Below are 25,027 nucleotides of genomic sequence, written 5' to 3'. Positions count from 1 at the left end.
CTTTCGGCCGCTTTCGTTCGCTCGCCGCGGCGAGCGGTGTTGTACCCGAGCTCGTTCCTCGCTCCGGCGTTCGCCGTGCTGGCCGTGTTCTTCTTCCTGCCGACCGTCTTCAACTTCGTCTACGCCTTCACGGACTGGTCGGCCTTCCATGACGACATCCGCCCTGTGGGGCTGGCGAACGTCGAGGCGGTGTTGTCCAACGGCTCCCTGCTGTCGTCACTGCGGATCACCATCGTCTACGCGGTCTTGGTGGCGATCATGCAGACGGGGTTCGGGCTGGCGCTCGCCCTGCTCCTGGAGCGCGACACGCGCATCAACCGGTTCGCCAGGGTCGTCTTCTTCATCCCGGTGCTGATGTCCGCCCTGGCGGTGGGGTACACCTTCCAGGCACTCCTCAAGCCCGACGGTCCGCTCAACGGGCTCCTCGGTGCTCTCACCGGCCAGCACGTGACGATCCCCTGGCTCGGCAGCACCACCTGGACGGTGGTGACGGTGGCCTTCGTGAACTCCTGGAAGTGGATGGGGCTTGCGATGGTGATCTTCCTGGCCGGTCTCAAGACGATTCCGGCCGACGTGTTGGAGGCGGCCAGGATCGACGGTGCCGGCAGGTGGAACACCTTCCGATCGATCCGGTTCCCGCTGATCGCCCCCGCGGTGACCTTCAACGTCGCGACCGCGCTGCTGGGCTCCTTCAACGGGTTCGACACGATCCTCGCGACCACGGGGGGAGGGCCCGGACAGCAGACCGAGGTGCTCGACATCTACATCTTCCGCGTCTACGGCAACGGCCTGTTCGCCCAGGCCACCACGATGAGCCTCGCCCTCCTTCTCCTGGTCGCTCTGCTGGCCTTCCCTGTCATCGGCTACCTGCGCAAGAGGGAGCGTGTCCTGTGAGGATCTCCGCCCGGGGCTGGTCCCGCCTCGTTCACCCGGCCGTCGTCATCATCCTGACCGCCGTCGTCATCGGAATCCCGTTGTGGCTGGCCCTGGTGACCTCCGCCAAGTCGCAGGGCGAGGCGAACCTGCCCGACCTGTCCCTTCCACGGGTGTGGCACCTGTGGGACAACTACTCCCAGGCGTTCACGCAGGGCCGCATGCTCTGGGCGCTGTTCGGCAGCCTGTTGGTCATGGTGCCGTCCGTCGCCGGGGTGCTGATCTTCGGCTCGCTGGCTTCATGGGTGCTGGCTCGGCGGGCAGGGCGCCTCATGGCTGTGCTCTACTCGGCTGCGATCAGCGGGATCATCCTGCCCCCGGCCGTCGTCACGATCGTGCTGCTGCTCCGGCAACTCCACCTGGCCAGCACGCCGATCGGCATGGTGCTGGTCTACATGGGCATGTACATGTCCCTGGTGATCTTCTTCGTCACCGGTTTCGTGCGGACCATACCGGTCGAGGTGGAGGAAGCGGCCCGCATGGACGGCGCACGGCCGCTCGGCATCTTCATCAAGGTCGTCCTACCGCTGCTGCGCCCGGTCATCGCGACCGCCACGATCCTCATCTGCCTCTACATCTGGAATGACGTCTTCTACGCCTTCTTCGTGCTCGGCGGAGGGACGTACTCGACACTTCCCCTGAACCTGTACTCGGTGGCGAGCAGCAACCTGTATCAGAACAACTGGAACCTCGTTTTCGCCTACGTCGTGCTCATGAGCCTGCCGCTGGTCGTCGTCTTCGTCGTCGCCCAAAGACGGATCATCTCCGGGATCACCGGAGGAGCCGTCAAGTGACGATGGTCCACTGCCGGTTGGGCTGCCCGTTGCAGACATCAGCCAGTACGAAACGTGCGGCGCCGGCCAGGACCCGGCCGAGCGGGATGCCGTACGCGTCGGTCATGCCCCTACGCTTCATGCCGGGCTTGCCCCGGTCGACCGGCGAATTGGTCCCACAGCGGTTCCGTCAGCCATGATGGCAGCCGGCGCCGAGCGCGGTGTACCAAGGACCAGCCAGGTCACGCCGAGGCGGGAACGTGGACGTGCTGTGTGAGGAAGAGGGCCGCGCGGTCCAGTGCCTGGTCGGCCTCGTCGAGAGCGCCGGCGTACGCCTGGAACACGTGGGGTACGTCGGCGGTGATGTCGAGGATCACGTCCACTCCGGCCGCGCGGGCGCGAGCGGCCATGCGGGTGGAGTCGTCTAGGAGCATTTCGTCCGTGCCGGCCTGGAGGAGCATCGGTGGGAAGCCGGTCAGGTCGGCGAGGATGGCCGGGCTGAGCATGGGCTGGTGCGGGTCCGCTCCCGCGAGGTACATGGTTCCGGTGTGTCCCAGGCTCTCGCGGGTGAAGAACGGGTCGATGCCCGCTTTGGTGTCCATGCTCTCGCCCGTCCGGGTGGCGTCGAGGCCAGGGGAGAACGCCACGATCGCGGCGGGCATCGGGAGACCGGCGTCGCGGGCGGCGAGGCAGGTGGTGACGGTGAGGCCGCCGCCGGCGGAGTCCCCGGCGAACGCGATGGTCGAAGGGTCCTGGCCGCTGTCGAGGAGGGCACGGTAGGCACTCAGTGTGTCTTGGATCGCGGCCGGGAACGGGTGCTCGGGGGCGAGCCGATAGTCCACCGAGAACGCTCTGAACCCGGTCTTGGACACAAGGTTCCCCGTCAGCGACAGCGCGGTCTCGGGGGAGCCGAACACGAAGCCGCCGCCGTGGAAGTACAAGATCGTCCCGGTGCGCGGGCCGTCGCCCGGCTCGATGCGCAGCGCGGGCCGGTCGCCGAGCGTCGTCTCCATGGTGCGGAGGCCGTCCGGGACGATCATCTGGGCCATCATCGCCTTGAATCCGGCTCGGATCGCTTGGACCGACGAGGGGCCCTCGGGGCGTGGCTGCCGCAGCATCGCGTTGAGGTGCGCTCGCTGTTCCTTGCTCATGTGTGTGCTCCTGTCACAGATGCATGCCCAAGAACTATATGCCTTGGCATTTATCGTAGACTACATGCCGTGGCATCCAAAGCAAGTGAGAAGGTCGACCTCCCGGGCTTCTTCGCCGACCTCGTCCGATGCGAGACGCGTCTGTACAACGCCCTCAACGACCGTCTGCGCGAGCGCCACGGGATCGTCACCTCCCAGTTCGAGTTCCTGCACTACCTCCGTGACCACCCCGGCGCCCGGGTCGCGGACCTGGCCGCCGAGTTCGCCGTCGGCATCGGGGCCACCAGCAAGAGCATCGACCGTCTGGAGAGGCAGGGATGGGTTGCCCGTCAGCCGAATCCCTCGGATCGCCGGTCTTCACTGCTGGCCCTGACCGCCGACGGCCTGCGACTGGCGGACGCGGCAGAAAGGACCTTTACCGAGCGGCTGGCCGAGCTGATCGCAGATACGCTCCAGACGTCCCCCATGACGGCCGCCGCGCAGACCCTCTCGGAGCTGCGCACCGTCCTGGAACGCGACCAGATCGGCATGCCCACAGGCTGATGCGTTTTCGCGACCCGGCCGGCGGCAACGGTCAGGCATGGTGCGCATCAACACCGGAGGCCATACTGGCTCGGACACAGACCACCCTGATCAATGACTCCTACCGGTCAACCCCGGAGCCCGAGGGTGAGATCCCCTCGGGCGACCCTCAGGCCCGGAGGAACGCGGCGATCGGCTCGGCCTGGCCGAAGACAGCGTGACCCACCTCGGGCAGCAGATGCACGGTCGCGCGCGGGATGCACTCACGCACGCGCCGCGCGGTCTGGTGGGAGTCCAACATCACGTCACGGCCGCCGACGATGACGAGGACGTGCATGGTGAGAGCGCGCAACGCCTCGTCGGGGAACACCGGGAGCCTCTCCCTGCGCGGGTTGAAGTGCGTGAACGTCAGGATGACGGCGTCGAGCGCCTGCCGGTCCCTGTCCCCGTCCAGTCCTGCGACCGCCATCGCCGACTCGCGTAGTCCGCCGCGCCGGAACAGGCGGGCCAGCAGGGCCTTGAACATCCAGCCGACCTTCTGCCGTCCCACGCCGCCTGGGCACATCAACGCCAGGCGGGTCACCCGTTCTGGACGGCGGATGGCGTAGTCCAGGGCCGTCCAGCCGCCGAGGGACGTGCCGACGAACGCGGCGTCGATGATCCCGAGCCCTTCCAGCACGTCGTCCAGCCAGAGTGCCACGGCGTCGGAGTCCAGGGCGGGGCGCGAGGGCGCGCTCAGACCCGGCTCGCCGACGAGGTCGACGGCGTATGTGCGGAAGTTCTGAGACCAGGTGGCGACATCTCCTCGCCACATCGACGCGTTCGCGCCCGAACCGTGCAGCAGCACCAGGGGCGGCGCGTCGTGCGGGCCGGAGACGAGGACGAAGGTCTCGCCCTGACGGGTCGGCACCCGTAGCTGCTCGGCGGGAACCGGCCAGGCCTCCAGCGCCTGCCGGTAGTGCTCGAGGAGCTCGCGTCCACCGGCTTCGGACTTGTAGATCATGGTCATGACGCCTCCTGGCGTATCCCGAGGATGTATGCCGCGGTAAGCGCAACGGCACGGTCTTCGTCACGTGACAGATCCGCGAGGGCCCGTGACGCTGTGGCTCCAGGGATGTCCGCGAGCGCCTGTGTCAGCCGTGGGCGTTGCCGACGATTCGACGGTGTCATGGGCGAGGCGATCGACGAGCATGGAAGCGATCCGATCCGCCGACGCGGGACGACTCGCCAGCGCGCTCAGGGCATCGGCCGCATCGACGTCATTAGTCCCCTCGACGACCATGTCGATGAGCGTCGGAACGGCGCGCCAGCGCCGCCCGCAGCCGCACTGACGAGTCACCGGCCTCCAGTCCCTGCAAAGCTGGGAACGCATCCGTGTCCTGTTCGGCATAGCCATCGGGACCACCTCCTTGGCGCCAGTGAAGACCTCCTCACAGTGTCAAGGTCAAGCGAGGCCACGGACCGCTGTCGAACTTCCATGACCTGGCCGCAGGCGATGCCACCACTGCACTGCTCATCAACGTGACCAGCGGCCGCCACTCAATCACGAACAGTTATTGTTTAACTACGCGGTTCGTCGTCCCGGTGCAGACGATCAACGCCGCCCCCTCGCCGAAGTACTTCGGTTACAAGCGCGGTCTGACGCTCTTGAACGCCGTCAATGACCAGGTCATGGGGATCGGGCAGATGGTCGTGCCCGGCACGCCGCGCGACTCGCTGCACATCCTGGACACCCTGATCAACATCGACGCCGGGCCGCAGCCCGAGGTCGTCACGACCGACCAGGCGTCCGATTCGGACACGGTGTTCGGGATCTTCTCCATGCTCGGCTACCGGTTCGCGCCCCGCTTCGCCGACCTGGGCGACCGGCGGTTCTGGCGCGCCGAGCTGCCCGACGGGACGGCACCGACGTACGGGCCGCTGGAGGCGATCGCCCGCAACAAGATCAACCGGCAGAAGATCCACACCCAGTGGTCGGATATGACCCGGGTCGCCGGATCCTTGGTGACCAGCCAGGTCCGCGCCTAAGACCTGCTGCGCATGTTCGCCCGTAACGGGCGGCCCACCCCGCTCGGGCAGGCGTTCGCCGAGTACGGGCGGATCGACAAGACCCTCCACCTGCTATCCATCTTGGACCCGATCGACGACACCCACCGCCGCAAGCTGAACAAGCAGCTCACCGTCCAGGAGTCCCGGCACCGGCTCGCCCGCAAGATCTGCCACGGCGCAGGTGGGCAGATCCGCCCGCTCGGCCACGCCCACCTCAACGTCCTGGGCCGCTACTCCATCTCCTCCTCCACACCGGCCGAAGGACTGCGGCAGCTCGGTGAGATCCCCGACCTGCCCGACTTCCCCCACAGCGACGACCTTGAGGAGAAGGGGGCGTAGGACCTGTCGGGGGGTGGGGGGCCGGGGGCCCCCCCCCCCCCCCCCCCCCCCCCTTGTGGGAGTGGGGGGGGTTGCCCCGGGGGGGGGGGGGGGGGCGGGCGCCCCCCCACGCCCCGGCCCGTTCTGGGCCGCATCTCTTCCTGGCCCCTTCCTGGTCAGCCTGTCTCGATGTGCAGGCAGGGCGCCCCCTTCGCCTGCGCCGTTGCCCTGGTGACAGGCGGTGCGCTCAAGATGCCGGTTGACAAGCGGCATGCTTCTCTACTCGGCGTGCTCGGCCGCGGCCTTCGGGAGCGCGAGCATCACGAGTGCCGTGATCAGGTAGAGCGCGGCTGAGACGATCAGGACGATGCCGAGCGCGTGACTGTAGTCGGGCAGCACCGGCGCCCCGGCGGATGAACCGGTGACGGAGGTGAAGAAGACCGTGCCGAGCACGGCGATGCCGGCGGCGCCGCCGATCTGGTTGACGGTGGACAGTACCCCGCCCGCGGCGCCCGCGTTGCGCCCGGGGACACCCGCCAGGACGACGTTGACGAGGATCGGCGCGGCGAGACCGAGCCCGAGGCCACCGATGAACAGTGCCAGGGCGAGCAGCCAGTATCCGGGATCGTCGCCGTCCTTGACGACGTACCACAGGACGAGGTGCGATGCCGCAATCGTGAGCGAGCCGGCGATCAGCAGCGTTCTGCCCGCCTTGGCGGCCAGCGCGACGCCGAGGCCGGAAGTGACGATCGAGCCGAGCGCGTACGGGAGGATCACCAGGCCGGCCTCCCACGCGGTCCGGCCGGTCCCGTTCTGCAGGTAGATCGAGAGGGTGAGGAAGTACGACCCGAGGCCGCCGAAGAACAGCACCGAAGCGGCCAGGCCGACGGTGAAGGCCCGGATTCTCAGCAGAGCGGGATCGAAGACGGGCTCGTTCCCGCGTCCGGTAAGGCGGCGCTCGTAGGCGAGGAAGATCGCGAGCACGACGATCCCGGCCGCCAGGAGGGCGTAGCTGCCCCAGGTCCACCCCCAGGTCTCGGCCTGGATGATCGGCAGCAGCAGGAGCAGGATGCCCGTGGCTGCCAGGAGCGCGCCCGCCAGGTCCAGCCGCGCGGTCGAGGCAGAGCGGGACTCTGGCAACACCTTCGCGCCGATGACGAGGGCCAGGACCGAGACGGGCACATTGATGCAGAAGATCGTACGCCAGCCCAGGCCGAACAGGTCGGCCTCGACGAGCAGCCCGCCCAGCAGCGGACCTGCGACCGAGGCGAGACCTTGGACCGCTCCGTACGCGCCGAACGCCTTGGCTCGCTCACCCGGCGCGAAGGACGCCCGGATGATCCCGAACACCTGCGGCACCATGATGCCGCCGGTCAGTCCCTGCGCGGCCCGCATGCCGATGAGCATCGCCGGATTGGCGGCCAGCGCGCACAGCGCCGAGGTGAGCATGAACCCGGCCAGCCCGATCATGAACAGCCGCTTGCGGCCGTACTGATCGCCGAGCCGTCCACCGGTGATCAGGCCCGCGCCCAGGGCGAGGGTGTAGGCGGCGATCGTCCACTGGATCTGAGCGTCGCCGGCACCCAGGTCCCGAGCTATCGCCGGGGCCGCGACGGTCACGATCGTCGCATCGAGAAGGTCCATGAAGGATCCGAAGAGCACCACCAGCAGCGCCGCGGTCGCGCCGGCGCCGGCGATGGGTACGGGAGGAACCTCAGGGCTGAGGGTGCCCTTTCGGGAGTTTGGTGAAGCGGTCATGCCGGTCACCCTGTCGGGCATAGTTGCCATTGAGTGACCGCTATCGGCGAGAGAATCGGAGAATCATGGCTGCCACCTCCGCGCGGACGCTCAAACTGCTGTCCATCTTCGGGATCGGCGCGACCCTGACCGCGGAAGAACTCGCCACCCGGCTCGGCACGTCGGTGCGAACCGTACGCCGCGACATCGACACGCTCCGAGACCTCGGGTACGAGATCGAGGCCGTCCGCGGCGCGGGTGGCGGTTACCGGCTCGGTCACGCCGCCCGCCTGCCGCCGGTCGTGTTCGACGAGGACCAGGCCGTCGCCACGGCCGTCGCGCTGCAGACCGTCCCGGCGGTCCTGTCCGGCATCCGCGAGAACGCGGCACGCGCTCTCGCCACGCTGCACCAGGCGATGCCCGCGCGCAGCCGCCTGCACGCCGAAGCGTTCACCGTCTCCTCTGCCCGCAACTACTGGGAGTTCCCCGCCCCGCCGATCGACGCCGAGACCGTCCGCGCCGTCGGCAGCGCGATCAACCGGCAGCACCTCGTACGCGTCGGCTACACCGGGGACGGAGAACCCGTCACGCTCACGCTGGAACCGCACGACCTCGTGGTGTGGGCCGCACGCTGGTACCTGGTCGCCTTCGACCTGGACGCGGGTCGATGGCGCGCCATGCGCATGGATCGCATCCAGGCGCACCTGCCCACGCACACCCCCTTCGACCGGCGCGACATCCCGCACGGCGATCCCGTCACCTTCGTCATGACCGCACCCGACCGCGGAGACGCCGCTGCCGACTGGCCATGCCGCGGCTCGGCCACTCTCGCCCTGAACGCCTCCACCGTCGCCCGGTTCGCACCCGGCGGATCAACAGTCAAGTACGACACCGAAACCACCTGCCGCCTCACCCTTGGCGCCTGGTCATGGCCAGGACTCGCCGGCCTGCTCCTCACCTTCGACGCCGACCTCACCGACATCGAACCAGCCGAACTCCGGCAAGCCCTGCGCTCCCTGCGCACCCGGATCAGCAGGGGACTCGGACCCGACGACCTGCACACCCCATGTGAAGCGTGGAGGGGTGGATGACCTGGTGTTCCGTAAGGGGATTCTTAACCGGAACACCTACCAGCCGAGACAAAGCCCCAGGTCCAGGTGTTCCGTAAGACTGTTCCGCGAACTGTTCCGGTGAAGGCCCCCTATCCGGAACACGGGAGCGCGTGAACGGAACCCGCGTCGGCTACGCCTGCTGCTCCACCGACGAACAAGACGTCGTGATCCAGACCGAGCAACTCCTGACCCTCGGCGTCCCCGAAGACCGCATCTACATCGACCGCGGCTTCTCCGGCACCGCCCGCCGCAACCGCGCCGGCCTCGACCAGGCCCTCGCCGCCGTCTGGAACGGGTCGGTGTTCACCGTCACCAAGTTCGACCGGTTCGACCGGTTCGCCCGCAACATGGCCGAAGCCAACGAGATCCTCACCGACCTGTCCGGACGCGGCGTCCTGTTCGGACTCGGCGGCTCGGTCTACGACTGGAACGACCCGTTCGGGCGGCTGTTCCTGCAGACCCTCGCCATGGTCGCCGAGTTCGAGGCCAACCTCGGGAACCTGCGCACCCGTGAGGGCATGGCGCCGGCCATGAAGAACGGCAAGCTCAAGGGCAAGCAACCCGAACTGCCCGAACCCGCCCGGTGTTCCATCCGCCGGCGATACGCCGAGGGCGGGGTGTCCCTGGCCGACCTGGCCACCGAGTACAGCGTCGGACGCTCCACCATCCACCGACCAGAAACCTCCACGTGGAACGCGATCATCTCCCCCGCCCCAAGCGATCAGACACCGGCGCTGGGCGTCACTCTTCGCTCAAGATCATTCTCGGCGCCAACGGCTGTTCCTGGGTTCCTCAACCCCGATTATCCACCGGTACGCGGTCAGCGGAGGGTGATGTACTCCGCGGTCGGACGAAGGCGATCGGCGCACCGCCGAGACCATCCGGTCCCATGGCGACCGGGCCGGGAGGCACCGTCCGGCCGGTGATGCCGCGCCCGCCGAGCTCGCTCGGGTCGTCATGTTTCGTCGGGCGTCTAAATGATCCGGTCATAGCGTCGGGCTCCATGGAGTTCTCTTCGGGACAGGACGTAGGGCCGGTACGACCGCCGGCGGGCGGCGGCGCGGGGACCCAGCAGGCGGCCCCCGGCGCCGAGGTGACGATCAGCGGGTACGCCGAGGTGCGGGCCGTGCTCGGCGACCCGCGTTTCGTCGTCCCGCCGCTCTCCCCCCGGGACCTCCCCGAAGGGGAGCGCGACATGGAATGGCTGCGGCGGACGGTGTCCCGCTTCAGCTCAGGGGCCCCGCACGAGAGACGCAGGGCCCTGGTGACCGCCGATCTGCGCCGCCTGGACCCGGCCGCGCTGCGAACCGCCGCCCGGGACAGGACGATCGCCGTGCTCCGCGGTGAAGCCGGTGAGCACGCGGACGGCGGACCGGTGCGGGTCGACGTCATGGCGAGGCTCGCGCGCGCCGTGCCGGTATCCGTGCTGGGCGGCGCCCTCGGGGTCGCCGGCCGCGACCTGGAGGCGCTCGTACGAGCGGTGACGGCGGTCGCGGCGGCCTATCATCCGGCGGCGACCCGTGACCAGGTGGCCCGCGCGGACGCGCCGGTGCGCGAGCTCGTCGCCCTGCTCGGGCCGGGGGATCCGGAGCTCGTGGCCAACCGGATCGGCCTGCTCGTGCAGGCCTGCGACGCCACCGCCGGTTTGGTCGGCAACACGCTCGCCGTCGTCCTGCGGCTCCCTCGGGCCCTGTCGCACGGGTGGCCGGTGGAGGCCCTGGTGGCGGAGACGCTGCGCCTCGATCCGCCTGTTTGCTCCACCCGGCGGGTGTGCGCCCAGGCGGCCGAGCTGGCGGGCCGGACGGTCACCCCCGGGACGCGGCTGGTGCTCGACATCGCCGCCGCCAACCGCGACCCCCGCGTGTTCCCCGATCCTCACCGTTTCGACCCCGGCCACGGGCAGCTCCCGGCTCCCGCCACTGCTGGAGAGCCGGCGGCCGGACCTCCTCCGCCGGAAGCCCGCGGCCACCTGACGTTCGGGTACGGGGTGCGGCCCTGTCCGGGGGCCGATCACGCTCTCGCGCTGGCCTGCGGGGTGGTCGAGGTGGTGCTGGCGGGCTACGAACTGACCGACCCGGACATCGACCACGAGCCGTCCGCCAACCTGCGGGTCCCCGCACGACTGGAAGTGCGCGCCCGATGAACCCGATGGACGACCGTTTCGAACGGTTCCGCGCCCTTCGTCGCCAGGCCTGTGGCCTCACTGTCGTGGCGAAGACTGCCGTCCAGCATCAGGCCAGGTGTCGCCGTCGGCCTCCAGATCGATGCCTCGCTGGCGGACGTGCTCGGCGGCCTGATGCTCGAGGAGCGTCGAGTCGCCCCCCGGAAGGGAGCATTACTGTCTGCTGGCGCCGTCGGCCTTGCCGTCGAGTTCGGCGCGCAGTGCCTTCAGTTCGGCCCGCACCAGTTTCAGCTCGGCTCTGTCCTCTTCGGCCTGGGTCTCAGCGCGGGTCGCGCGGGCCGAGGCCTGCTGAGCGTGGGTGGTGACTGCGGTGATCTGGTCCTGGGAGGCGGTGGTGAACGCGGCCACCTGCCGCTCGGCGTCGGTACGCGCCCGCTGGGCGGCCTGTTCGGCCTGCTGGGCGCAGCCTGCAACGGCAGCGCATCCAGCGGCACATGGTCACGCCAGTCGTAGGAACGCTGATCGCCGTTGATCGCAAAGCTGCGATACTGCCGCGAAAGTGACGTGCGAAAAGGGACGAGGGTGGCAAGTGGCCGGGCGACGTTCCATAGGTGTCTTGCTGGTCATGGCGCTGGTGGCTCTCCCAGCCATCAGTTCGGCCACCTCGCGCCACCTGGTTTGTGGCTGGCAACCGCCCGAGGACGACGAGACGATCCGAAAAAACATCGAACTCGCGATGCTGCGAGTGTCGTCCAACCCCGACGGCAAGGCGGGGATGATCCCCCCGATCGGCCAGGTCGTTGTGTACTCGCGGGACTGCTTTTGAGGCATCCCACGAGGACCGCCGGCTTTGGTGATCAAAACGGCGGGCGGATTCTCGGCTACCAGCAGTCTCGGGTGACCACCGTCAGGCGTGGCGTCCCCGTCCGCCCCGCCACCGGTTCGCCCTGCACCCGGATGGTGTTGATCCCCGGCTGAAGGGTGAACCAGCGCGGCGGGCGCACCAGCAGCCCGCGGCCGGGCCCGCTTAGCGGCTCGGATGCTGCGTTCGGCCTGCCCGGCCGCGCGGTCCCGGTCGGCCTCGGCCGCCTGCGCGCGCTGGTCGGCGGTGCGGGCCTGCTCGCGGGTCAGCGCCAGCTCGCCGTCCCGGGTGGCCAGCATGTTCTGCAGGTCGGCGATCCGCCGGTCCTGCTCGCCCAGCCGCGCGGCCGTCTCTTCGCGTTCGGCGGCGACCGCTCGGTGCCAAGGCGCCTGATCTCCGGCCCGTCGCGTTCGCTGGTACGGCCTCCCTTCTGCCCGGGTCAAGAGCCTTGCGGGCTACCGTTGATTCCTGCACTCAGGCGAACCGCCTCATGAGAGTGCTCCGCTTCTCGCCGGGTGAGGGTGAGAGTGGCGACCAGGGTGGCGGTGAGGTAGGCGACCACGCCGGCAAGGAGCCCGGCGGTGTAACCGGCCGTGAGGGCCTCGGGCGCCGGAGTGCCGGGTGGCCGCCCGCTGGAAACCCTCGTCGCGAGGCCCGCGAGGAGGGCCAGGCCGAAGGCGCCGCCGACCTGCTGACTGGTGTTGATCAGACCGGAGGCGATGCCGGTCTGCTGCCGGGCGACACCGCGGACGCCGGCGATGGTACAGGCGACGAAACCCATGCCGAGGCCGACACCGACGACGACCTGCGCGGGCAGCAGCACGACCCAGGGACTCTGGCCGGGGGCGAGCAGGCTGAACCAGGCCATGCCGAGGGCGGACACCGCCATGGCGGTGACGGTCAGAGTCCTGGCGGAGGTGGCGGCCTGGAGGTTGGGTCCGATGACACCGGAGCCGACACCGATCGAGACGGCCATCGGCAGGTACGCCACGCCGGTGAGCATCGGCGGGTAATGGTTGATCGCCTGCATGTAAAGGGTGAGGAAGTAGAAGGTGGCGAGCATGCCGCCGCCCATCAGGAACATGATCAGGGTGGCGCCCAGGCGTCCGCGGTCCGCGAGCACGGCAGAGGGGAGCATCGGATGCCGGGCCCGGCGCTGGATGACCACGAAGACCAGCAGGAGCGCCGCGGCGGTGACGGCGGAGGCGATGGTGAGCGTTTCGCCCCAGCCGTGGCCGCCGACCCGGTTGATCATGTAGATGAGCGAGACCAGGCCGAGGGTGGCGGTGATCCCGCCAGGCAGGTCGAGGCCACCGCGATCTCGGGTGCCGGGAGGCAGGGCCGTCGTTCCCAGCAGGATGGCCAGGGCGATCGGGACGTTGACGAACATGATCCAGCGCCAGCCCAGGTACTCGGTGAGCGCGCCGCCCAGCAGCAGGCCGACCACGGACCCGAGCCCGCCCATGGCGCCGTAGAGGCCCAGGGCCTTGTCGCGTCGCGGTCCGGCGGGGAAGGCGTCGGCCAGCAGCGACAGCGCGGCCGGTGCGATCATCGCGGCGGTGATCCCCTGCAACGCACGGGCGGCGATCAGCACCTCGCCGTTCGGGGCGAGCCCACCGAGCAGGGACGCGCCGATGAACATCACCAGCCCGACGCGAAACAGCCGGCGGCGGCCGAACAGGTCGCCGGCCCGCCCTGCCGGCAGCAGCAGCCCGCCGAAGGCCAGTGAGTAGGAGGTGAGCACCCAACTCAGATCGGCTTCTGCCATGCCCAGGCCGCGGCCGATGTTGGGCAGGCCAACGGTGACGATCGTGCCGTCCATCACCATCAGGAGTTGGGCCGCCGCGATGACCGGCAGCGCCAGAGCGCCTCTACGCGGGGAGGTGTCCCTGGAGGTCGTGCGCACAGACATGATTCCCTTTCCAAAAGGATCTCGCCAGACGGTTCTCCGGGCCGCGGGAAAGGCCCGGAGAACCGCGTCCACATCCGGATCCGGGTGCCGGTTTACAGGGCGGTCAGGTCGACGGCGTCGGCCATCGCCTGGTATCCGGCGGCGTTGGGGTGCAGGTGGTCGCCGCTGTCGAAGGCCGGCCGGATCCGATCGGGGTCGCCGGGGTCGGCGACCGCCCGCTCGAAGTCCACGACGGCGTCGAACTCGCCGCTGCTCCGGATCCACGCGTTGGTCTCGTCGCGGATCCGCTCGGCTTCCTCGGAGTCGTACTGGGCGCCCTTGATGGGCAGCAGGGTGCCGCCGATGATCCGGACGCCTCGCTCGTGGGCGGCGCGGATGAGCTTGCGATACCCGGCGATCAGATCGCCGGCGCTGACCTTGACCGCGGGGATGGTGCACGGCGTGGGTTGCTGGAGGCCCAGGAGGATGTCGTTGATGCCTTCCAGCACGATCACCGTTTTGACGTGTGGCTGGTCGAGTACATCCCGGCGGAAGCGGGTCACGCCTCGCTCGCCCAGGCACGCCGAGTCGTTGAGCAGGCGGTTGCCGCCGATGCCGAGGTTGAGGACCGGTCGCCGTCCGCCGAGCCTGCGGGCCAGCGCGTCCGGGTAGCGGTCGTCGGCGTCCTGGGTGGCGCCGAGCCCGTCGGTGATGGAGTCACCGAAGGCGGCGACCGCTTTCCCGCCGGCGAGGACGTCCACGCCGGAGAGGTAGAACCAGGAGGTGTTGGTCTCGGCGAAGGCGGCCTGGCCGGTGTCGCGGGTGTGGTCCCCCGTGGCACGGTAGGACGTGGCCACGGCGAGGTTGTGGTAGGTGGAGGGGCCCGTGTCGCCGTGGAAGTACAGCGTTACCGTCAAACGCTCTCCCGCCTTGACCCGCAGCCGGACGGGATCGCTGGCGGTCCGCCCACCGGCCGGAATGCTCGCCGAGGCGGAGCGCGCGAAGGTCAGCTGCCGGAGCGTGCCCGGCAGCACGGCGGCGCCCCCACCGGCCTTCCCCACGCTGGCCCCCGTCAGCCGGAGCGGGGTGCTGCCGTAGGCGTTGGACAGCCGGATCCGGAGCGCCGAGCCGTCGGCGGTGACCCGGACCACCTGGCGCACCGAGTGGTCGGAGAAGCCCTTTTCGGCCCATGTGGGATACCAGACATCGGGCGACGGCTGCTGGGCCGCGGTCGCCCACGCGCCCGTCCACCCGCCGGTCTGCGCGTCGGCGGGTGCCGCCGAGACCGTCAGCGCGGTGGCCAGGGCGGCGATGGTTGCGATTTTCAGCACTTCAATGCACTTTCTTGTATTGCGGGAAGTCCAGGACAGGAGAAGCCGGCCGGGAGAACACCGGCGACCGCTTTCGAGGACCGGTGTCAGGAGGAAGGCCTGGCGGGGTTCTCCGAGGTCACCAGGGGAGGGGGCCTTCGTCCTGGACGAAGGTCGCGGTCGGCCCGTCGGCGTCCAGCAGTGCCATGGCCAGGATCGGCGCGGCCCCCTGCTCGACGGTCTTGATGCCGGTGTTGTGGTTGATGTCGGTCTTCACCCAGCCGGGGTCGACCGCGTTGACCTTGATCGGTGTGTCCCAGAGCTCCTTGGCGTAGGAGACGGTGATCATGTTCAGGGCGGCCTTGGACGAGCAGTAGGCCAGGTTGAGCATCGGCCACAGGGGGTGGTTTTGGTCCAGGGAGCCTGCGATCGAGCCGCGCTCGCTGGAGACGTTGACGATGCGGCCCGCCGGTGAGCGGCGCAGCAGCGGCAGCAGCGCGTTGGTCACCTCGATGACGCCGAACACGTTGGTCTCGTAGACGTGCCGGGCCTCCTGCACCGAGCTCTGGCTCGGCGGCCCGTCCGGGACCATGATCCCGGCGTTGTTGACCAGGATGTCCAGCCTGCCGTACTCCTGCTCGATCCACTTCGCCGCCGAGCGGACACTGGCGGGGTCGGTGACGTCCAATTGCACGTAGGGCAGTCCGAGCCGTTCGGCGGCGGCTCTGCCGCGTTCCTCGTCACGGGCACCGATGATCGCGGTGACGCCGCGCTCGCCCAGCAGCCTGGCCGTCGTGTGGCCGATGCCCCTGGTGGCGCCGGTGACCAGCGCGACGCTTACCACGCCGCACCGGCGATCTGGCGGACGGTGGCGTTGAGCCGGTTCCACAGGTTGACGCTCGCGATGGACATGATCAGAGCGGCGAGCTCGCTCTCGGAGTAGTGGTCGGCCGCGGCGTCCCACACCTCGTCACTGACCTGACCGCCGTCGGCGAGCCGGGTGACCTCCTCGGCCAGCGCCAGCGCGGCGCGCTCGGCGTCGGTGAAGTACGGCGTCTCCCGCCAGGCGGCGACGGCGAACAGCCGCTCGTCGCTCTGGCCCTCCTTGCGCAGGTCGCGAGCGTGCATGTCGACACAGACACTGCACCCGTTGATCTGGCTGGCCCGCAGCAGCACCAGGTCCGCCGTCACCTTCGGCAGGCCCGCCTGGTCGATCGCCTTGCCCAGGCTCAGCAGCGCCTGCATGGCGCCGGGCAGGACCATGGCCGGGTTCTTCATGCGTGCTTCCATGACACGTGCTCCTCGAAATCGTTGTACTCAGCCGGATGACGAACCCGGACGGGGAAACGTGACGCTTACGTCCGTCTTCGGCTGTGAGATCAGCGTTGGTGAAGGCGTTGATGCGCTCGCCATATGTGCGCATACGTCCGCGATGCGGCGCGGGTCCAGGGGCGGGGCGCTTTTCACCTGCCCCTGGACCCGGGTCACTGCGGAATCACGCGCCCGTGGCCGGCGCCCACTGCTCGGCGGGCGACTTGCCCGGCAGCGGCTTGCCGATGAGGGCCAGGGGAATGTAGAAGGTCACCTGGCCGATCGCCATCGCCAGCGTGGCCCGCGCCTTGTCGTCGTAGTGCTTCGCCGCCTGGGCGTACAGCTCGTCGGAGACCCGCTCGCCTCCGGCCGACGGCTTGAGCACGGCCTCCACCAGTGCCAGAGCCGCCCGCTCGGGCTCGGTGAAGTACGGCGCGTCCTGCCAGGAGGCCACCGCGGTGATTCGCTCCTCCGACTCCCCGGCCCTGCGCAGGGCGCCGGTGTGCAGAACGGTCAGGTAGGTGTTGCCGACGATCTGACCGGCGCGAAGCTGCATCAGGCCGATCGTGGTCTGCGGCACCGAGCCGTTGCCGGTGACCTGGAACAGTGCCCTGGTCAAGTCCTTCAGCTCGGGAATCAGGCCCAGCGGGTTGGGCAGGCGAGAATTCATCTTTCTTCCTCCATCATCTGTATTTCGGTTATGTGACGATCGGGGTCAGGCGGAGGTGACCGCCCGGCCCGATCCTGTTGCGGCGGTGGTGCCGACACTCCACCGGTCCAGGGCGGCGTAGGCGGGCTGCCACTGGGCGGCGTAGGCGGCGCGAACCGGTTCGGGCAGGGGGGTGAGCAGCGTCGCCACCGTCTGCTCGTCGGCTCCCTCCAGCAGCCACGGCAGCAGCCGGGGAATGTCAGCGCCGATCCGCCGGCCGTGTACCTGGCCGAAGTGCGCCCACTGCCGCGGCGTGGCGAAGGCTCGGACCAGCGGGAGTGCCTGGTCCTCCTCGTGCCTCAGGTGGCCGGCCAGGCCGACGACCAGGGCCTCGGTGAGGTCCCTGAGCCCGTTCAGGCCGGCCCCGGCATGGGTCTCGGGAGCGGTCAGCACCGCGTCGATCGCGTCGATCACCTGGTCGATGGCGGCGTGTTCGGCCTCCATCGCCTCCAGCAACACCAGTTCGTCAGGCCGGTCGGCCAGGGTCCGGCGCAGCGCGGGCCACAGGGCGTCGTCCTCCGCGGTGTGGTGGACGTGCAGGGACGTTTTGAACAGCTCCCAGCCGGCCGCCGTACGCAGGACGCTGCGGGGATCGTCATCGACCCGTGCCGTCACCTTGGCCAGCTGTTCCAGCTCCCGCCGCAGCGCGCCGTGCATCACGTACATCGCCGTCATGTCGAGCGCGTCGCTCACGGCATCTCCTCAACTTCCCGAGACCGCAGGTGGGCTACGGCCGGTCCCAGGTCGCGCCGGCAGGGTTCCTCGTTCGCGCATGCATGGTCGATTCCTTCCAGGGGGATGGCCGGCCGGCTGTCACCTCGAAGCACTCGATTTCGTCGAAGCGGTGACAGGCGGCAGGTGGGAACGACCCCAACTCTGCATCGCGGCGTTGACCTTGATCAACGGCAAGTTCATGCGCCAATCGATAACGGGAGGGTTATCAGTGAGACGAGGCGCGGGTAGAACCGCGGGACGTCGAGACCTCCTGGTCCTGGCCGAGGAGTCGCGCTTCGGCCGTACCGCCGAACGGCTGCGCGTGTCGCAGGCCCGCTTCCCCGCCGCCTACCCCGACGCACCGGCCATCCCGGTACGCGTCTTCCCACTCAGGTGGCGTAGGGGAGCAGGGGTCCGAGGTCCCTCACGACCTGGGCGAGCGCTTGGATGGGGGCGTTCTCGGCCTCGGTGCGCCACACCATGGCGTAGGACAGGGGTGGCATGTCACGGATGGGCATCCACCGGATGTTCGGCATGGCCCAGTATCTGGTGACGTGAGAGGGGAAGCCGTGGACGATCTCTCCTGTGCCCACCAGGTTGATCAGGTCGTCGCCGTTGGTGATCATCCGGCTGCGGTCGATGATGCGGCCCTGCGGGGTCTGGAACGGCAGGTACCGGTCCTCCCAGTAGTCGGGCATGCGAGGGGCCATGGCGTGCGGACGGTCGGCGAGCGTTTCCAGGGACACCGAGGATCGCCCGGCCAGCTCATCCTCGACGGACACCGCCAGCAGACGAGGGTCGGTGAACAGGACCGGGCCCACGGTGAAGTCGGGCTCTTCCACGGGCAACCACGCGACCAGAGCGTCGAGCCCGCCGTCGCGGAGCCCGGAGAACGGGTCGACGAAGGGGGCTCGGCGAATCTGCAGTCCCCATTGGAGGTGGCGGGAGCGGAATGCCTTCCAGTAAGGGTGCAGGTCGGCGACGTTGAACGGCAGCATGCCGACGCGCAGTGTGGCGGTGATGCCCTGGGCGGCCAGACGGGCGCGTTCCAGGCTGTCGAGCAGGCCCGCGTAGACCGGGCGCAGGTCGTTACGGAGCTGTCGCCCGAGTGGTGTCAGGCGGATCTGGCGGCGGTTGGAACGGTCGAACAACAGACCGCCCAGGCGGCGTTCCTGCTGGCTGATCGCCTGGCTGACTCGGGCCTGGGAGACCCGCAGCCGCTCGGCTGTCCGGCCGAAGTGCAGCTCCTCGGCCAAGGTCAGGAAGATCTCAATGTCCCGCAGCTCCACCGGCACTCCATGTGATCATACCCATGCGCTAACGGCACATGTGCGAAGTTTACGTTGATTCAGGTCAGGGCCGGGGGTGGTCGCACCCGTGGCCCGTCACAGTGCTGACGGATCCGAGCCCGCCGAAGTAACGGCCGAACCTCACCGCCGACCTCATGCGCCATCGTGCCGGTGGACGGCGGCTGGCTGGCGGCCTGACGAGCCCGCGGTGTTCCGGCAGCGGCGGCGCCGACGTCGAGGGCGACGCCCACCGGGGACGGCGCACGCTGGTGGGCAATGCCTGCACCGCCAGGCGCCTAGACCAGCAGATCGGTCACCTCGGTCACCGGTCCCTTGCCAGTCGTCTCAAAGCGGATCGACAGCGCGGCCACCACGGCGGCGGTTAGCCGGGTGGTGGTCGACCAGGCCGCGACGTCGTCATGCAGCGTGGCAGGCAGCTGGGCGGTGATCCGCTCGACGCGGCCTGCCGCTGTGACCGACACGCCCCACAAGGACGCTGTTCCTCGGTTCCCGTTCCTCGCAACACGAGGCCTGCGGGGGAGCACCATTCGGTCACACCTGGCCCTTGGCCAGTCGTGGCCTCGGCGCCGGGCGTCGAGTCCTCCCGGCGGGGCGTTACTGTGTGCCGGCGCCACCGGCCTTGCCGTCAAGTTCGGCGCGCAGCGCCTTCAGCACTGCCCTGTCCTCTTCGGCCTGGCTCTCAGCGCGGGCCGCGCGGGCTGACGCATCCTCAGCACGGGCGGTGACCGCAGCGATCTGGTCCTGGTAGGCGGTGGTCAGCGCGGCCACCTGCTGCTCGGCGTCGGTGCGCGCCCGCTGGGCGGCCTGTTCGGCCTGCTGGGCGTGGCGCTCGGCGGCCTGGACGCTGCGTTCGGCCTGCGCGACCGCGCGGTCCCGGTCGGCCTCGGCGGCCTGTGCGCGTTGGGCGGCGGTGCGGGCCTGCTCGCGGGTCAGCGCCAGTTCGCCGTCTCGGCTGGCGAGGGTGTTCTGCAGGTCGGCGATCCGCCGGTCCTGCTCGGCCTGCCGCGCGAGGGTCTCCTGGCGTTCGGTGGCCACCGCCCTTGTAGCGCCTCCAGTTCGCCGGCCATCCGGTCGCGGGCGGCGTCGGCGGCGGTGGCGCGTTGTTCGGCCTTGCCGCGTTCACGCTCGTGCTCGGCGACGGTCTGCCAGGCCTGCTCCTGGACGCGCTCGGCCTCGGCGCGCGCCTGCCGGGCCTGCCCCTCCGTGGCGGCGCGCGCCTCACGGTCGGCGCGAGCCTGCTCCCGGGCGGCGACGGCGCGACGCTCGGCCGTCTCGGCCCGGCGCTCGGCGTCGGCGGCCTCGGCGGCTGCCCCGGCTGCCTCGCGTTCTAGCTCGGCGTTGCGGCGCAGCAGCTCCTCGCGCAGTTTGCTCAGCACGTTCAGCTCGGCGGTGACGCCGGTGAGCAGCTGCTGCAGCGCGGGGGCGTGACCGGCGGTGAGCTCGGCGAGCTGGGCCGCCAGCGCGGCGAGGGCGGTCTCGGTTGTTCACCTACCTCATCAGCGTCCGTGGGGCGTCAGCCCGGGCCACCGCCAAAGCTGATCTCATTGCCTTCCGCGTCCCGGTAGGTCACCTTGGTCACGCCACCTCCGTACGTCTCGCGCTTGGCGGGCTCGATGCCCCGCCGGGCGATCTCGGCGACCCGGTCGTCCAGGTCGTCGACGAACGACAACACCAGGGCGTTCCCCGCCCGTTCCGGCTCCTGCACGATGTAGATGTACCGGTTCTCGGCCATCTCCCACACTGCCTCGATGTCGTTCGGCAGGAACGAGGGCCGCTCGCCGAAGAGTCGCTCGTACCATGGCAACGCCGTGGCATAGTCGGTGACGGGGATGCCGGCAAAGAGGTCTCGCGCCATGTCGTCCTCCACGCGTAGTCGATGTGTCGCCGGTACCGACCCCTGGAGTACCGGAGATTCATCGGTCCGCCGCCCTATCACTTGGTTCATTATCAGGATCATCGAAGATCACTTACGTCGATTGAGAACAGCTTCTTAACGTCTCGCTCCGATGGAGCGGCCCGTCTCCTAGCGCCCCGTCTGCCCGGCAAAACACGGGCTGAACTGGGCAAACGTCGAGCGGAAGATCTTGGAAGCGCCGGGCAGCGAACTCCTGGCGATGCCGCATTCATTCGCCGACGGTCGCGGAACGGCGCACAGGCCGGTCCGACCAACGGCGGGGACCGGGGATGGATGCGTGTTCGCCCGCTGGGTGACCTGGCTGTTCCACCTGGACGACGAGCAGGACGAAGGCGCCATGGGCCGCTCACCCCACGCCGTGCACGCCACCTACGCCGCCACCACCGCCGTCATCCAAGGCCGCCACCCGACCACTGGGCCAGCCACAGCGCCTGCGCTCAGGGCACTGGCCGAGCTGTGGCCAGCAACGAGCCGGGGGCGGCGAGGCGTTAACGGCAGGGTGAGTGGGAGTCTCAGAGGTGCCAGGGCGCGTCGTTGGGGGCGATGCGCCACAGGCGGTCGGAGCTGGGGTAGGGGGTGTTCAGGTGCAGGGTGTCCCAGCTGCCGTCGTTGTACCTGTTCAGCTTCATGGCCAGGTTCTTGTTGACCTTCGGTCGCCAGATCCACCAGCCGGTGTACTTCCCGTCGACCCTCTCGCCCTGCAGGATCCACTTTTGCAGGTCGGATCCGTCGCAGGTCTTGACGATGATGGTGGTGCCGCGCTGGGGGGCGGCGGCCGCGGGCTGCAGGCACTTGTTGGCGGCCTGGTTCTTCAGCACGGTGGTCCAGGTGCCGGTCTCGTCGGCCTGCCAGGTGGAGTCGCTCTCCCAGACCTCGGTGCGGTAGTTCCATGCGGGGTCGCGCAGGGTGATGGCGGTCGCCCCCTCGGCGGTGCTGTCGCCGTACAGGGCCAGCCGGCCTCCGCTGGTTGTGACGCCCCGGGTACCGGTCGGTGCAGGCAGGGCGGGCCCGGGAGAGCCACGAGAAAGGTTTAGCCGCCAGCGGTTTGCGGGATTGGTTGGGGCTCCAGCTCATGCGGTGAGGCCTGGCCAGCTGAGTCAGTCCGGCGGCAGGCTCGCGTGCAGCGCCCTGTCGGGCTCGACGCCAGCGCCAACGGCGGGGTCGACGGCGGCCTGGTGCTCGCCGGTCGTCCAGTCGCCCCCGATACGAGGCTCTACTGTCTGCCGGCGGCGCTGGTCTTGCCATCGAGTTCGGCGCGCAGCGTCTTCAGCTCGGCCCTGTCCTCTTCGGCCTGGGCAAGATCCACACATCGCGCTGCCCTTTCAAAGATAGCTTGCGGGAAGTTCCATTCCCGTTAGTTACCTCACGATCCGGCGACGCAACGGATCGCTGTTTCTGGATTTCAATTTCTGGAAAATAAAAAATGCTAAGATCGCGATCATGGCTGAGGTGATCGGTGAGCGCGAGGAGAGCGCCGCGGGTGGCGCCGAGGAGTCCGGCGGCGCGGGAGCCGGGGGAGCGGGAGGGGGCAGGGTGACCGCCTGCAAGCACTGCGGGGCCGCGATCGAGCGGCGTGGCGGGCGTGGACGGCCCAAGGAGTACTGCCCGCAGAGTGACTGCCAGGCCGCGGCCAAGAGGGAACGCGAGCTGCGCCGCGCCACCCCCGGGCTGGAAGGCGCGCTGGCCCGAGCCGAAGAGCTGTACGACCGCATGGAGAAGGGGCTGGCCGCCGCGATCGCCCCGCTGGCCGACGTCCTGGCCCAGGAACTGAGCCCCGCGGGCATCGAGGCCAAGCTCAGCGCCGTGCAGGCTGAGGCGCACACCCGCGTCGCCATCGCCCGCACCGAGCGGGAGCAGGCGTTCGAGCAGGTACGGCTGGCACGCGAGGCCACCGAGCACGCCCGCCGCGAACGCGAGAACATGCGCGAGCAGGTACGCGAAGCCCTCGCCGAACGCGACACCGCGCTGGCCGACGCCGAGACCGCGCGAGAGCAGGCACTGGCCGCCCTGCGCGAGGCCGCCACCACCGAACGGCTGGCCAAGCAGGCGGCCGAGGAAGCCACCAGGCGGGCGGCGCGGGCGGAGGCGGCCCGCGACCAGGCGGTACGCGAGATGAACGAACGCGTCGAAACCGCCACCACCGAGGCCGCCCAGGCGCGTGAGGACGCGCTGACGGCACAGAAACTCGCCGAGCGGTCGTCCGCCGAACGCGACGCGGCCCGCACCGACGCCGAACTGGCCCGGCGGGCCAGGATCGAGGCCGAGCAAGCGGCGGCCGCGGCCATCGCCCGCGCCCAGGCGGCCGAGGCCGAACGGGGCAGGGCCCAGGCCCGCGCCGAGACGGCAGAGGAGGCGCGGGCGCAGGCGGCGGCCGAGGCCGCACGCGCACAGGCCGACGCCGAGCAGGCCGCCTCACGGGCCGCGACCGTTGAACGCGAGTCGGCGGCCCGGGTACGGGAGGCGGAAGAAAAGGTGGCGTCGGTCAGCGCCGAGTCGGCACAGGTCCAGCGGGCCGCGCTGGCCGAACGCGACCGGGTGGCGGCCCTGCTGGAAGTCGAACGCGCCCGGGTCGCGGACCTGCGGGCGCAGGTGGAGGCTCTTCGCGCCGAGTCGGCCGGCCTGCGGGAACGGGCCGTGACCGCCGAACTACGCGCCGCCGCCCGGGAAACTCCCCCCAGTTAGGCCCCGTCCTCGTATGGCGCAGACCACCGGCGCAGCGCTGGATTGACCTTGTGCGGCGGCGGTCGTGACCGCGAGAAGCGGCAACGTTCGTTCGCTTGGGTGACTGCCGATCCACATCCGGAGTCGCCTACAAAAGCGTGGGGTGCTCCGAGTCCTGATGTGGGGGCCGCTCGGCCGGCACCGCAGCCCTTGAAGAACCGCCCTGGCGCCGTGAACGCGTGATCACGAAGTGGAGTGCCGGGAGCGCGCCGAGGACGCCGACGGCCGCGGCCGTGAGGAGCATCGTGCCCAGGCCGCCCAGCTGGTAGGGGACGCCGAGGACGGCCACGCCCACGGCGATCCCGATCTGCTTGGCCGTGTTGGCGATGCCCGCCGCCACGCCTGCGCGTTCGGCGGGCGCCGACGCCAGCGCCGTTCGACCGGTGACAAGGTTGCCGATCCCGATGCTCGTCCCGCCGGCCACGAATCCGGGCACCATCGCGGGCCAGGAGTGGAGCCGGTAGGTGGCGGCCAGCAACAGCGAGGAGACAGCGGCCAGCGCGGGTCCGGCCGCGACCAGCAGGGCGGAGGGGAGCCGGTGCATGATCCGTCCGAGCAGCACCGGTGCGGCCAGGGCGGGAACGCTGAAGGTGAGGAACCACAGGCCCGCCTCGCCGGGGCGGGCGCCCATGGGTCCCTGGACGTACAGCGAGAAGTAGGCCAGGGCGCCGGCGCCGGCGGCGTGGAAGGCCAACGCGGCGACGGTGTTCGCCGCATACAGCCGGTCGCGCAACAGCGACAGGTCGATCATGGGGTCCGGGATGCGGCGCAGTGCCAGGACGGCCGTGGCCGCCGTGGCCGCGGCGATGCAGATGATCGTCTCGGGCGCCGTCCAGCCGATGCGCGGTCCTTCGATCAGTGCCCACATGACGCCTCCGAGTCCGGCGGTCAGGCAGGCCGTCGCGACCGGGTCCAGGGGGCGGCGCCGGGCATCACGGGACTCGGCCAGCACCCGCGGGGCGACGACGAGGGCGAGCGTGCCCACCGGCACGTTGATGAAGAAGATCGCACGCCAGCCGAACATCTCGGTGAGCGTCCCGCCGAGCAGCGGGCCCGTGGCGATGGCCGCGCCCGAGGCCGCCGCGAACGTGCCGAGGGCGCGGTCGCGCTGGCGGCCCGATGGGTAGGCGGCCGCCAGAAGAGGTGAGGCGGTCCCGTACAGGACCGCTGCCCCGCAGCCTTGCGCGGCGCGGACGAGGTCCAGCGCGAGCGCGCCAGGCGCCAGGGCGCACGCCAGGGACGCGGCCGTGAAGGCGGCGAGGCCGGCCAGGAAGAGGCTGCGGCGCCCCACCCGGTCGGCCAGCGCGCCCGCGGTCAGCAGCAGGACGGCCAGTGTCAGGGCATAGGCGTCGACGACCCACTGCACCTCGCCCAGCCCCGCACCGAGATCGCGCTGCATGGCGGGCAGGGCGACGTTCACCCCGGTGAGGTCCAGGACGAGCAGGTAGCCGGCGGTCGCCGCCATGGCGAGGGTCCAGCCGGGACGGCGGACGGCAGGGCTCGGCAACTCCGGCCTCCTTGATCGGCACGTTAATATACGGTGTAGATATACGGCGTAGATTAACGG

General features: G+C 69.9%; 25 protein-coding genes and 2 pseudogenes. 10 read left to right on the top strand and 17 right to left on the bottom strand.

Annotated features, from left to right (window positions below):
* Nucleotides 1–36: 36 nt before the first annotated feature.
* Complete coding sequence (locus tag KIK05_RS34495) at nucleotides 37–894, top strand: carbohydrate ABC transporter permease (RefSeq protein WP_214415033.1); 858 nt, start codon at nucleotides 37–39, stop codon at nucleotides 892–894.
* Nucleotides 891–1,727 carry a carbohydrate ABC transporter permease gene (locus tag KIK05_RS47455; protein WP_214415032.1) on the top strand — a complete coding sequence of 279 codons (837 nt, stop codon included), beginning with the start codon at nucleotides 891–893 and terminating at the stop codon, nucleotides 1,725–1,727. Before KIK05_RS34495 ends, KIK05_RS47455 begins: the two co-directional genes overlap by 4 nt.
* Before the next feature lie 58 nt (nucleotides 1,728–1,785).
* Here KIK05_RS47455 and KIK05_RS34485 read toward each other — a convergent pair.
* Together KIK05_RS34485 and KIK05_RS34480 are read right to left on the bottom strand one after the other, a co-directional pair.
* A pseudogene (locus tag KIK05_RS34485) lies at nucleotides 1,786–1,875 on the bottom strand (IS5/IS1182 family transposase); the annotation flags it as partial.
* Between the two features lie 73 nt (nucleotides 1,876–1,948).
* On the bottom strand, nucleotides 1,949–2,857 hold the full coding sequence (locus KIK05_RS34480) for an alpha/beta hydrolase (RefSeq protein WP_214415031.1): 909 nt from the start codon (nucleotides 2,855–2,857) through the stop codon (nucleotides 1,949–1,951).
* 69 nt (nucleotides 2,858–2,926) lie between these two features.
* Here KIK05_RS34480 and KIK05_RS34475 point away from each other — a divergent pair, with 69 nt between their 5' ends.
* The gene (locus KIK05_RS34475) at nucleotides 2,927–3,400 is read left to right on the top strand and encodes a MarR family winged helix-turn-helix transcriptional regulator (protein ID WP_214415030.1); all 474 of its coding nucleotides are present in this window, start codon (nucleotides 2,927–2,929) and stop codon (nucleotides 3,398–3,400) included.
* A 148-nt stretch (nucleotides 3,401–3,548) separates the two neighbouring features.
* On the opposite strand, the gene KIK05_RS34470 is transcribed toward KIK05_RS34475, so the two are convergent.
* A complete protein-coding gene (locus tag KIK05_RS34470) occupies nucleotides 3,549–4,388 on the bottom strand; it encodes an alpha/beta fold hydrolase (protein WP_214415029.1) in 840 nt (279 codons plus the stop codon).
* Between the two features lie 560 nt (nucleotides 4,389–4,948).
* Between KIK05_RS34470 and KIK05_RS34465 the strand changes: the two are divergent.
* A pseudogene (locus KIK05_RS34465) lies at nucleotides 4,949–5,767 on the top strand (Tn3 family transposase); the annotation flags it as partial.
* Between the two features lie 258 nt (nucleotides 5,768–6,025).
* On the opposite strand, the gene KIK05_RS34460 reads toward KIK05_RS34465, so the two are convergent.
* Complete coding sequence (locus KIK05_RS34460; RefSeq protein WP_214415028.1) at nucleotides 6,026–7,504, bottom strand: MFS transporter; 1,479 nt, start codon at nucleotides 7,502–7,504, stop codon at nucleotides 6,026–6,028.
* Nucleotides 7,505–7,569: 65 nt separating this feature from the next.
* On the opposite strand from KIK05_RS34460, the gene KIK05_RS34455 reads away from it, so the two are divergent.
* The 3 genes from KIK05_RS34455 (at nucleotide 7,570) to KIK05_RS34445 (ending at nucleotide 10,738) form a co-directional block, all read left to right on the top strand.
* On the top strand, nucleotides 7,570–8,574 hold the full coding sequence (locus KIK05_RS34455; protein ID WP_214415027.1) for a helix-turn-helix transcriptional regulator: 1,005 nt from the start codon (nucleotides 7,570–7,572) through the stop codon (nucleotides 8,572–8,574).
* Nucleotides 8,575–8,705: 131 nt separating this feature from the next.
* A complete protein-coding gene (locus KIK05_RS34450) occupies nucleotides 8,706–9,521 on the top strand; it encodes a recombinase family protein (protein ID WP_308250223.1) in 816 nt (271 codons plus the stop codon).
* Between the two features lie 77 nt (nucleotides 9,522–9,598).
* Entirely contained in the window at nucleotides 9,599–10,738 is a 1,140-nt protein-coding gene (locus tag KIK05_RS34445) for a cytochrome P450 (protein ID WP_214415026.1), read from the top strand.
* A gap of 192 nt (nucleotides 10,739–10,930) precedes the next feature.
* Here KIK05_RS34445 and KIK05_RS34440 read toward each other — a convergent pair whose 3' ends face one another.
* Complete coding sequence (locus tag KIK05_RS34440) at nucleotides 10,931–11,125, bottom strand: hypothetical protein (RefSeq protein ID WP_214415025.1); 195 nt, start codon at nucleotides 11,123–11,125, stop codon at nucleotides 10,931–10,933.
* Between the two features lie 208 nt (nucleotides 11,126–11,333).
* Between KIK05_RS34440 and KIK05_RS34435 the strand changes: the two genes are divergently transcribed.
* On the top strand, nucleotides 11,334–11,543 hold the full coding sequence (locus tag KIK05_RS34435; protein ID WP_214415024.1) for a hypothetical protein: 210 nt from the start codon (nucleotides 11,334–11,336) through the stop codon (nucleotides 11,541–11,543).
* Nucleotides 11,544–12,018: 475 nt separating this feature from the next.
* On the opposite strand, the gene KIK05_RS34430 is transcribed toward KIK05_RS34435, so the two are convergent.
* The 9 genes from KIK05_RS34430 to KIK05_RS34390 all read right to left on the bottom strand — a co-directional run bounded on the left by KIK05_RS34430 (nucleotide 12,019) and on the right by KIK05_RS34390 (nucleotide 19,859).
* The gene (locus tag KIK05_RS34430) at nucleotides 12,019–13,491 is read right to left on the bottom strand and encodes an MFS transporter (RefSeq protein ID WP_214415023.1); all 1,473 of its coding nucleotides are present in this window, start codon (nucleotides 13,489–13,491) and stop codon (nucleotides 12,019–12,021) included.
* 92 nt (nucleotides 13,492–13,583) lie between these two features.
* Complete coding sequence (locus tag KIK05_RS34425; RefSeq protein ID WP_308250222.1) at nucleotides 13,584–14,801, bottom strand: SGNH/GDSL hydrolase family protein; 1,218 nt, start codon at nucleotides 14,799–14,801, stop codon at nucleotides 13,584–13,586.
* Between the two features lie 118 nt (nucleotides 14,802–14,919).
* The gene (locus KIK05_RS34420) at nucleotides 14,920–15,624 is read right to left on the bottom strand and encodes an SDR family oxidoreductase (protein WP_214415022.1); all 705 of its coding nucleotides are present in this window, start codon (nucleotides 15,622–15,624) and stop codon (nucleotides 14,920–14,922) included.
* Nucleotides 15,618–16,070 (bottom strand): carboxymuconolactone decarboxylase family protein, encoded by a 453-nt coding sequence (locus tag KIK05_RS34415; protein ID WP_214415021.1) that lies wholly within the window; start codon nucleotides 16,068–16,070, stop codon nucleotides 15,618–15,620. Before KIK05_RS34415 ends, KIK05_RS34420 begins: the two co-directional genes overlap by 7 nt.
* Nucleotides 16,071–16,275: 205 nt before the next feature.
* Nucleotides 16,276–16,761 (bottom strand): carboxymuconolactone decarboxylase family protein, encoded by a 486-nt coding sequence (locus KIK05_RS34410; protein WP_214415020.1) that lies wholly within the window; start codon nucleotides 16,759–16,761, stop codon nucleotides 16,276–16,278.
* A 45-nt stretch (nucleotides 16,762–16,806) separates the two neighbouring features.
* Nucleotides 16,807–17,493, bottom strand: coding sequence for a hemerythrin domain-containing protein (locus KIK05_RS34405; protein WP_308250221.1), 687 nt, complete (start codon nucleotides 17,491–17,493; stop codon nucleotides 16,807–16,809).
* A 410-nt stretch (nucleotides 17,494–17,903) separates the two neighbouring features.
* Entirely contained in the window at nucleotides 17,904–18,803 is a 900-nt protein-coding gene (locus tag KIK05_RS34400) for a LysR family transcriptional regulator (RefSeq protein ID WP_214415019.1), read from the bottom strand.
* A 296-nt stretch (nucleotides 18,804–19,099) separates the two neighbouring features.
* Nucleotides 19,100–19,285: a hypothetical protein gene (locus KIK05_RS34395; RefSeq protein WP_214415018.1), complete on the bottom strand. Its 186-nt coding sequence runs from the start codon at nucleotides 19,283–19,285 to the stop codon at nucleotides 19,100–19,102.
* Nucleotides 19,286–19,418: 133 nt separating this feature from the next.
* Entirely contained in the window at nucleotides 19,419–19,859 is a 441-nt protein-coding gene (locus KIK05_RS34390) for a hypothetical protein (RefSeq protein WP_214415017.1), read from the bottom strand.
* 65 nt (nucleotides 19,860–19,924) lie between these two features.
* Here KIK05_RS34390 and KIK05_RS34385 point away from each other — a divergent pair, with 65 nt between their 5' ends.
* Nucleotides 19,925–20,155, top strand: coding sequence for a hypothetical protein (locus KIK05_RS34385; protein ID WP_214415016.1), 231 nt, complete (start codon nucleotides 19,925–19,927; stop codon nucleotides 20,153–20,155).
* A gap of 182 nt (nucleotides 20,156–20,337) precedes the next feature.
* Here the strand turns inward: KIK05_RS34385 and KIK05_RS34380 are convergent, their stop codons facing one another.
* Nucleotides 20,338–20,691, bottom strand: coding sequence for a VOC family protein (locus KIK05_RS34380; RefSeq protein WP_308250220.1), 354 nt, complete (start codon nucleotides 20,689–20,691; stop codon nucleotides 20,338–20,340).
* A gap of 560 nt (nucleotides 20,692–21,251) precedes the next feature.
* Nucleotides 21,252–21,557, bottom strand: a complete 306-nt coding sequence (locus tag KIK05_RS34375; protein WP_214415015.1) for an RICIN domain-containing protein — start codon at nucleotides 21,555–21,557, stop codon at nucleotides 21,252–21,254.
* Nucleotides 21,558–22,179: 622 nt separating this feature from the next.
* Between KIK05_RS34375 and KIK05_RS34370 the strand changes: the two genes are divergently transcribed.
* Nucleotides 22,180–23,421 (top strand): coiled-coil domain-containing protein, encoded by a 1,242-nt coding sequence (locus KIK05_RS34370; RefSeq protein ID WP_250563941.1) that lies wholly within the window; start codon nucleotides 22,180–22,182, stop codon nucleotides 23,419–23,421.
* A gap of 127 nt (nucleotides 23,422–23,548) precedes the next feature.
* On the opposite strand, the gene KIK05_RS34365 is transcribed toward KIK05_RS34370, so the two are convergent.
* Entirely contained in the window at nucleotides 23,549–24,967 is a 1,419-nt protein-coding gene (locus KIK05_RS34365; protein ID WP_214415014.1) for an MFS transporter, read from the bottom strand.
* Nucleotides 24,968–25,027: the final 60 nt, after the last annotated feature.

The organism is Sphaerisporangium fuscum (assembly GCF_018531465.1).
Lineage (GTDB): Bacteria > Actinomycetota > Actinomycetes > Streptosporangiales > Streptosporangiaceae > Sphaerisporangium > Sphaerisporangium fuscum.
Note: the sequence above shows the minus strand (reverse complement) of the source record. Positions and strands in the feature narration are given on the sequence as shown.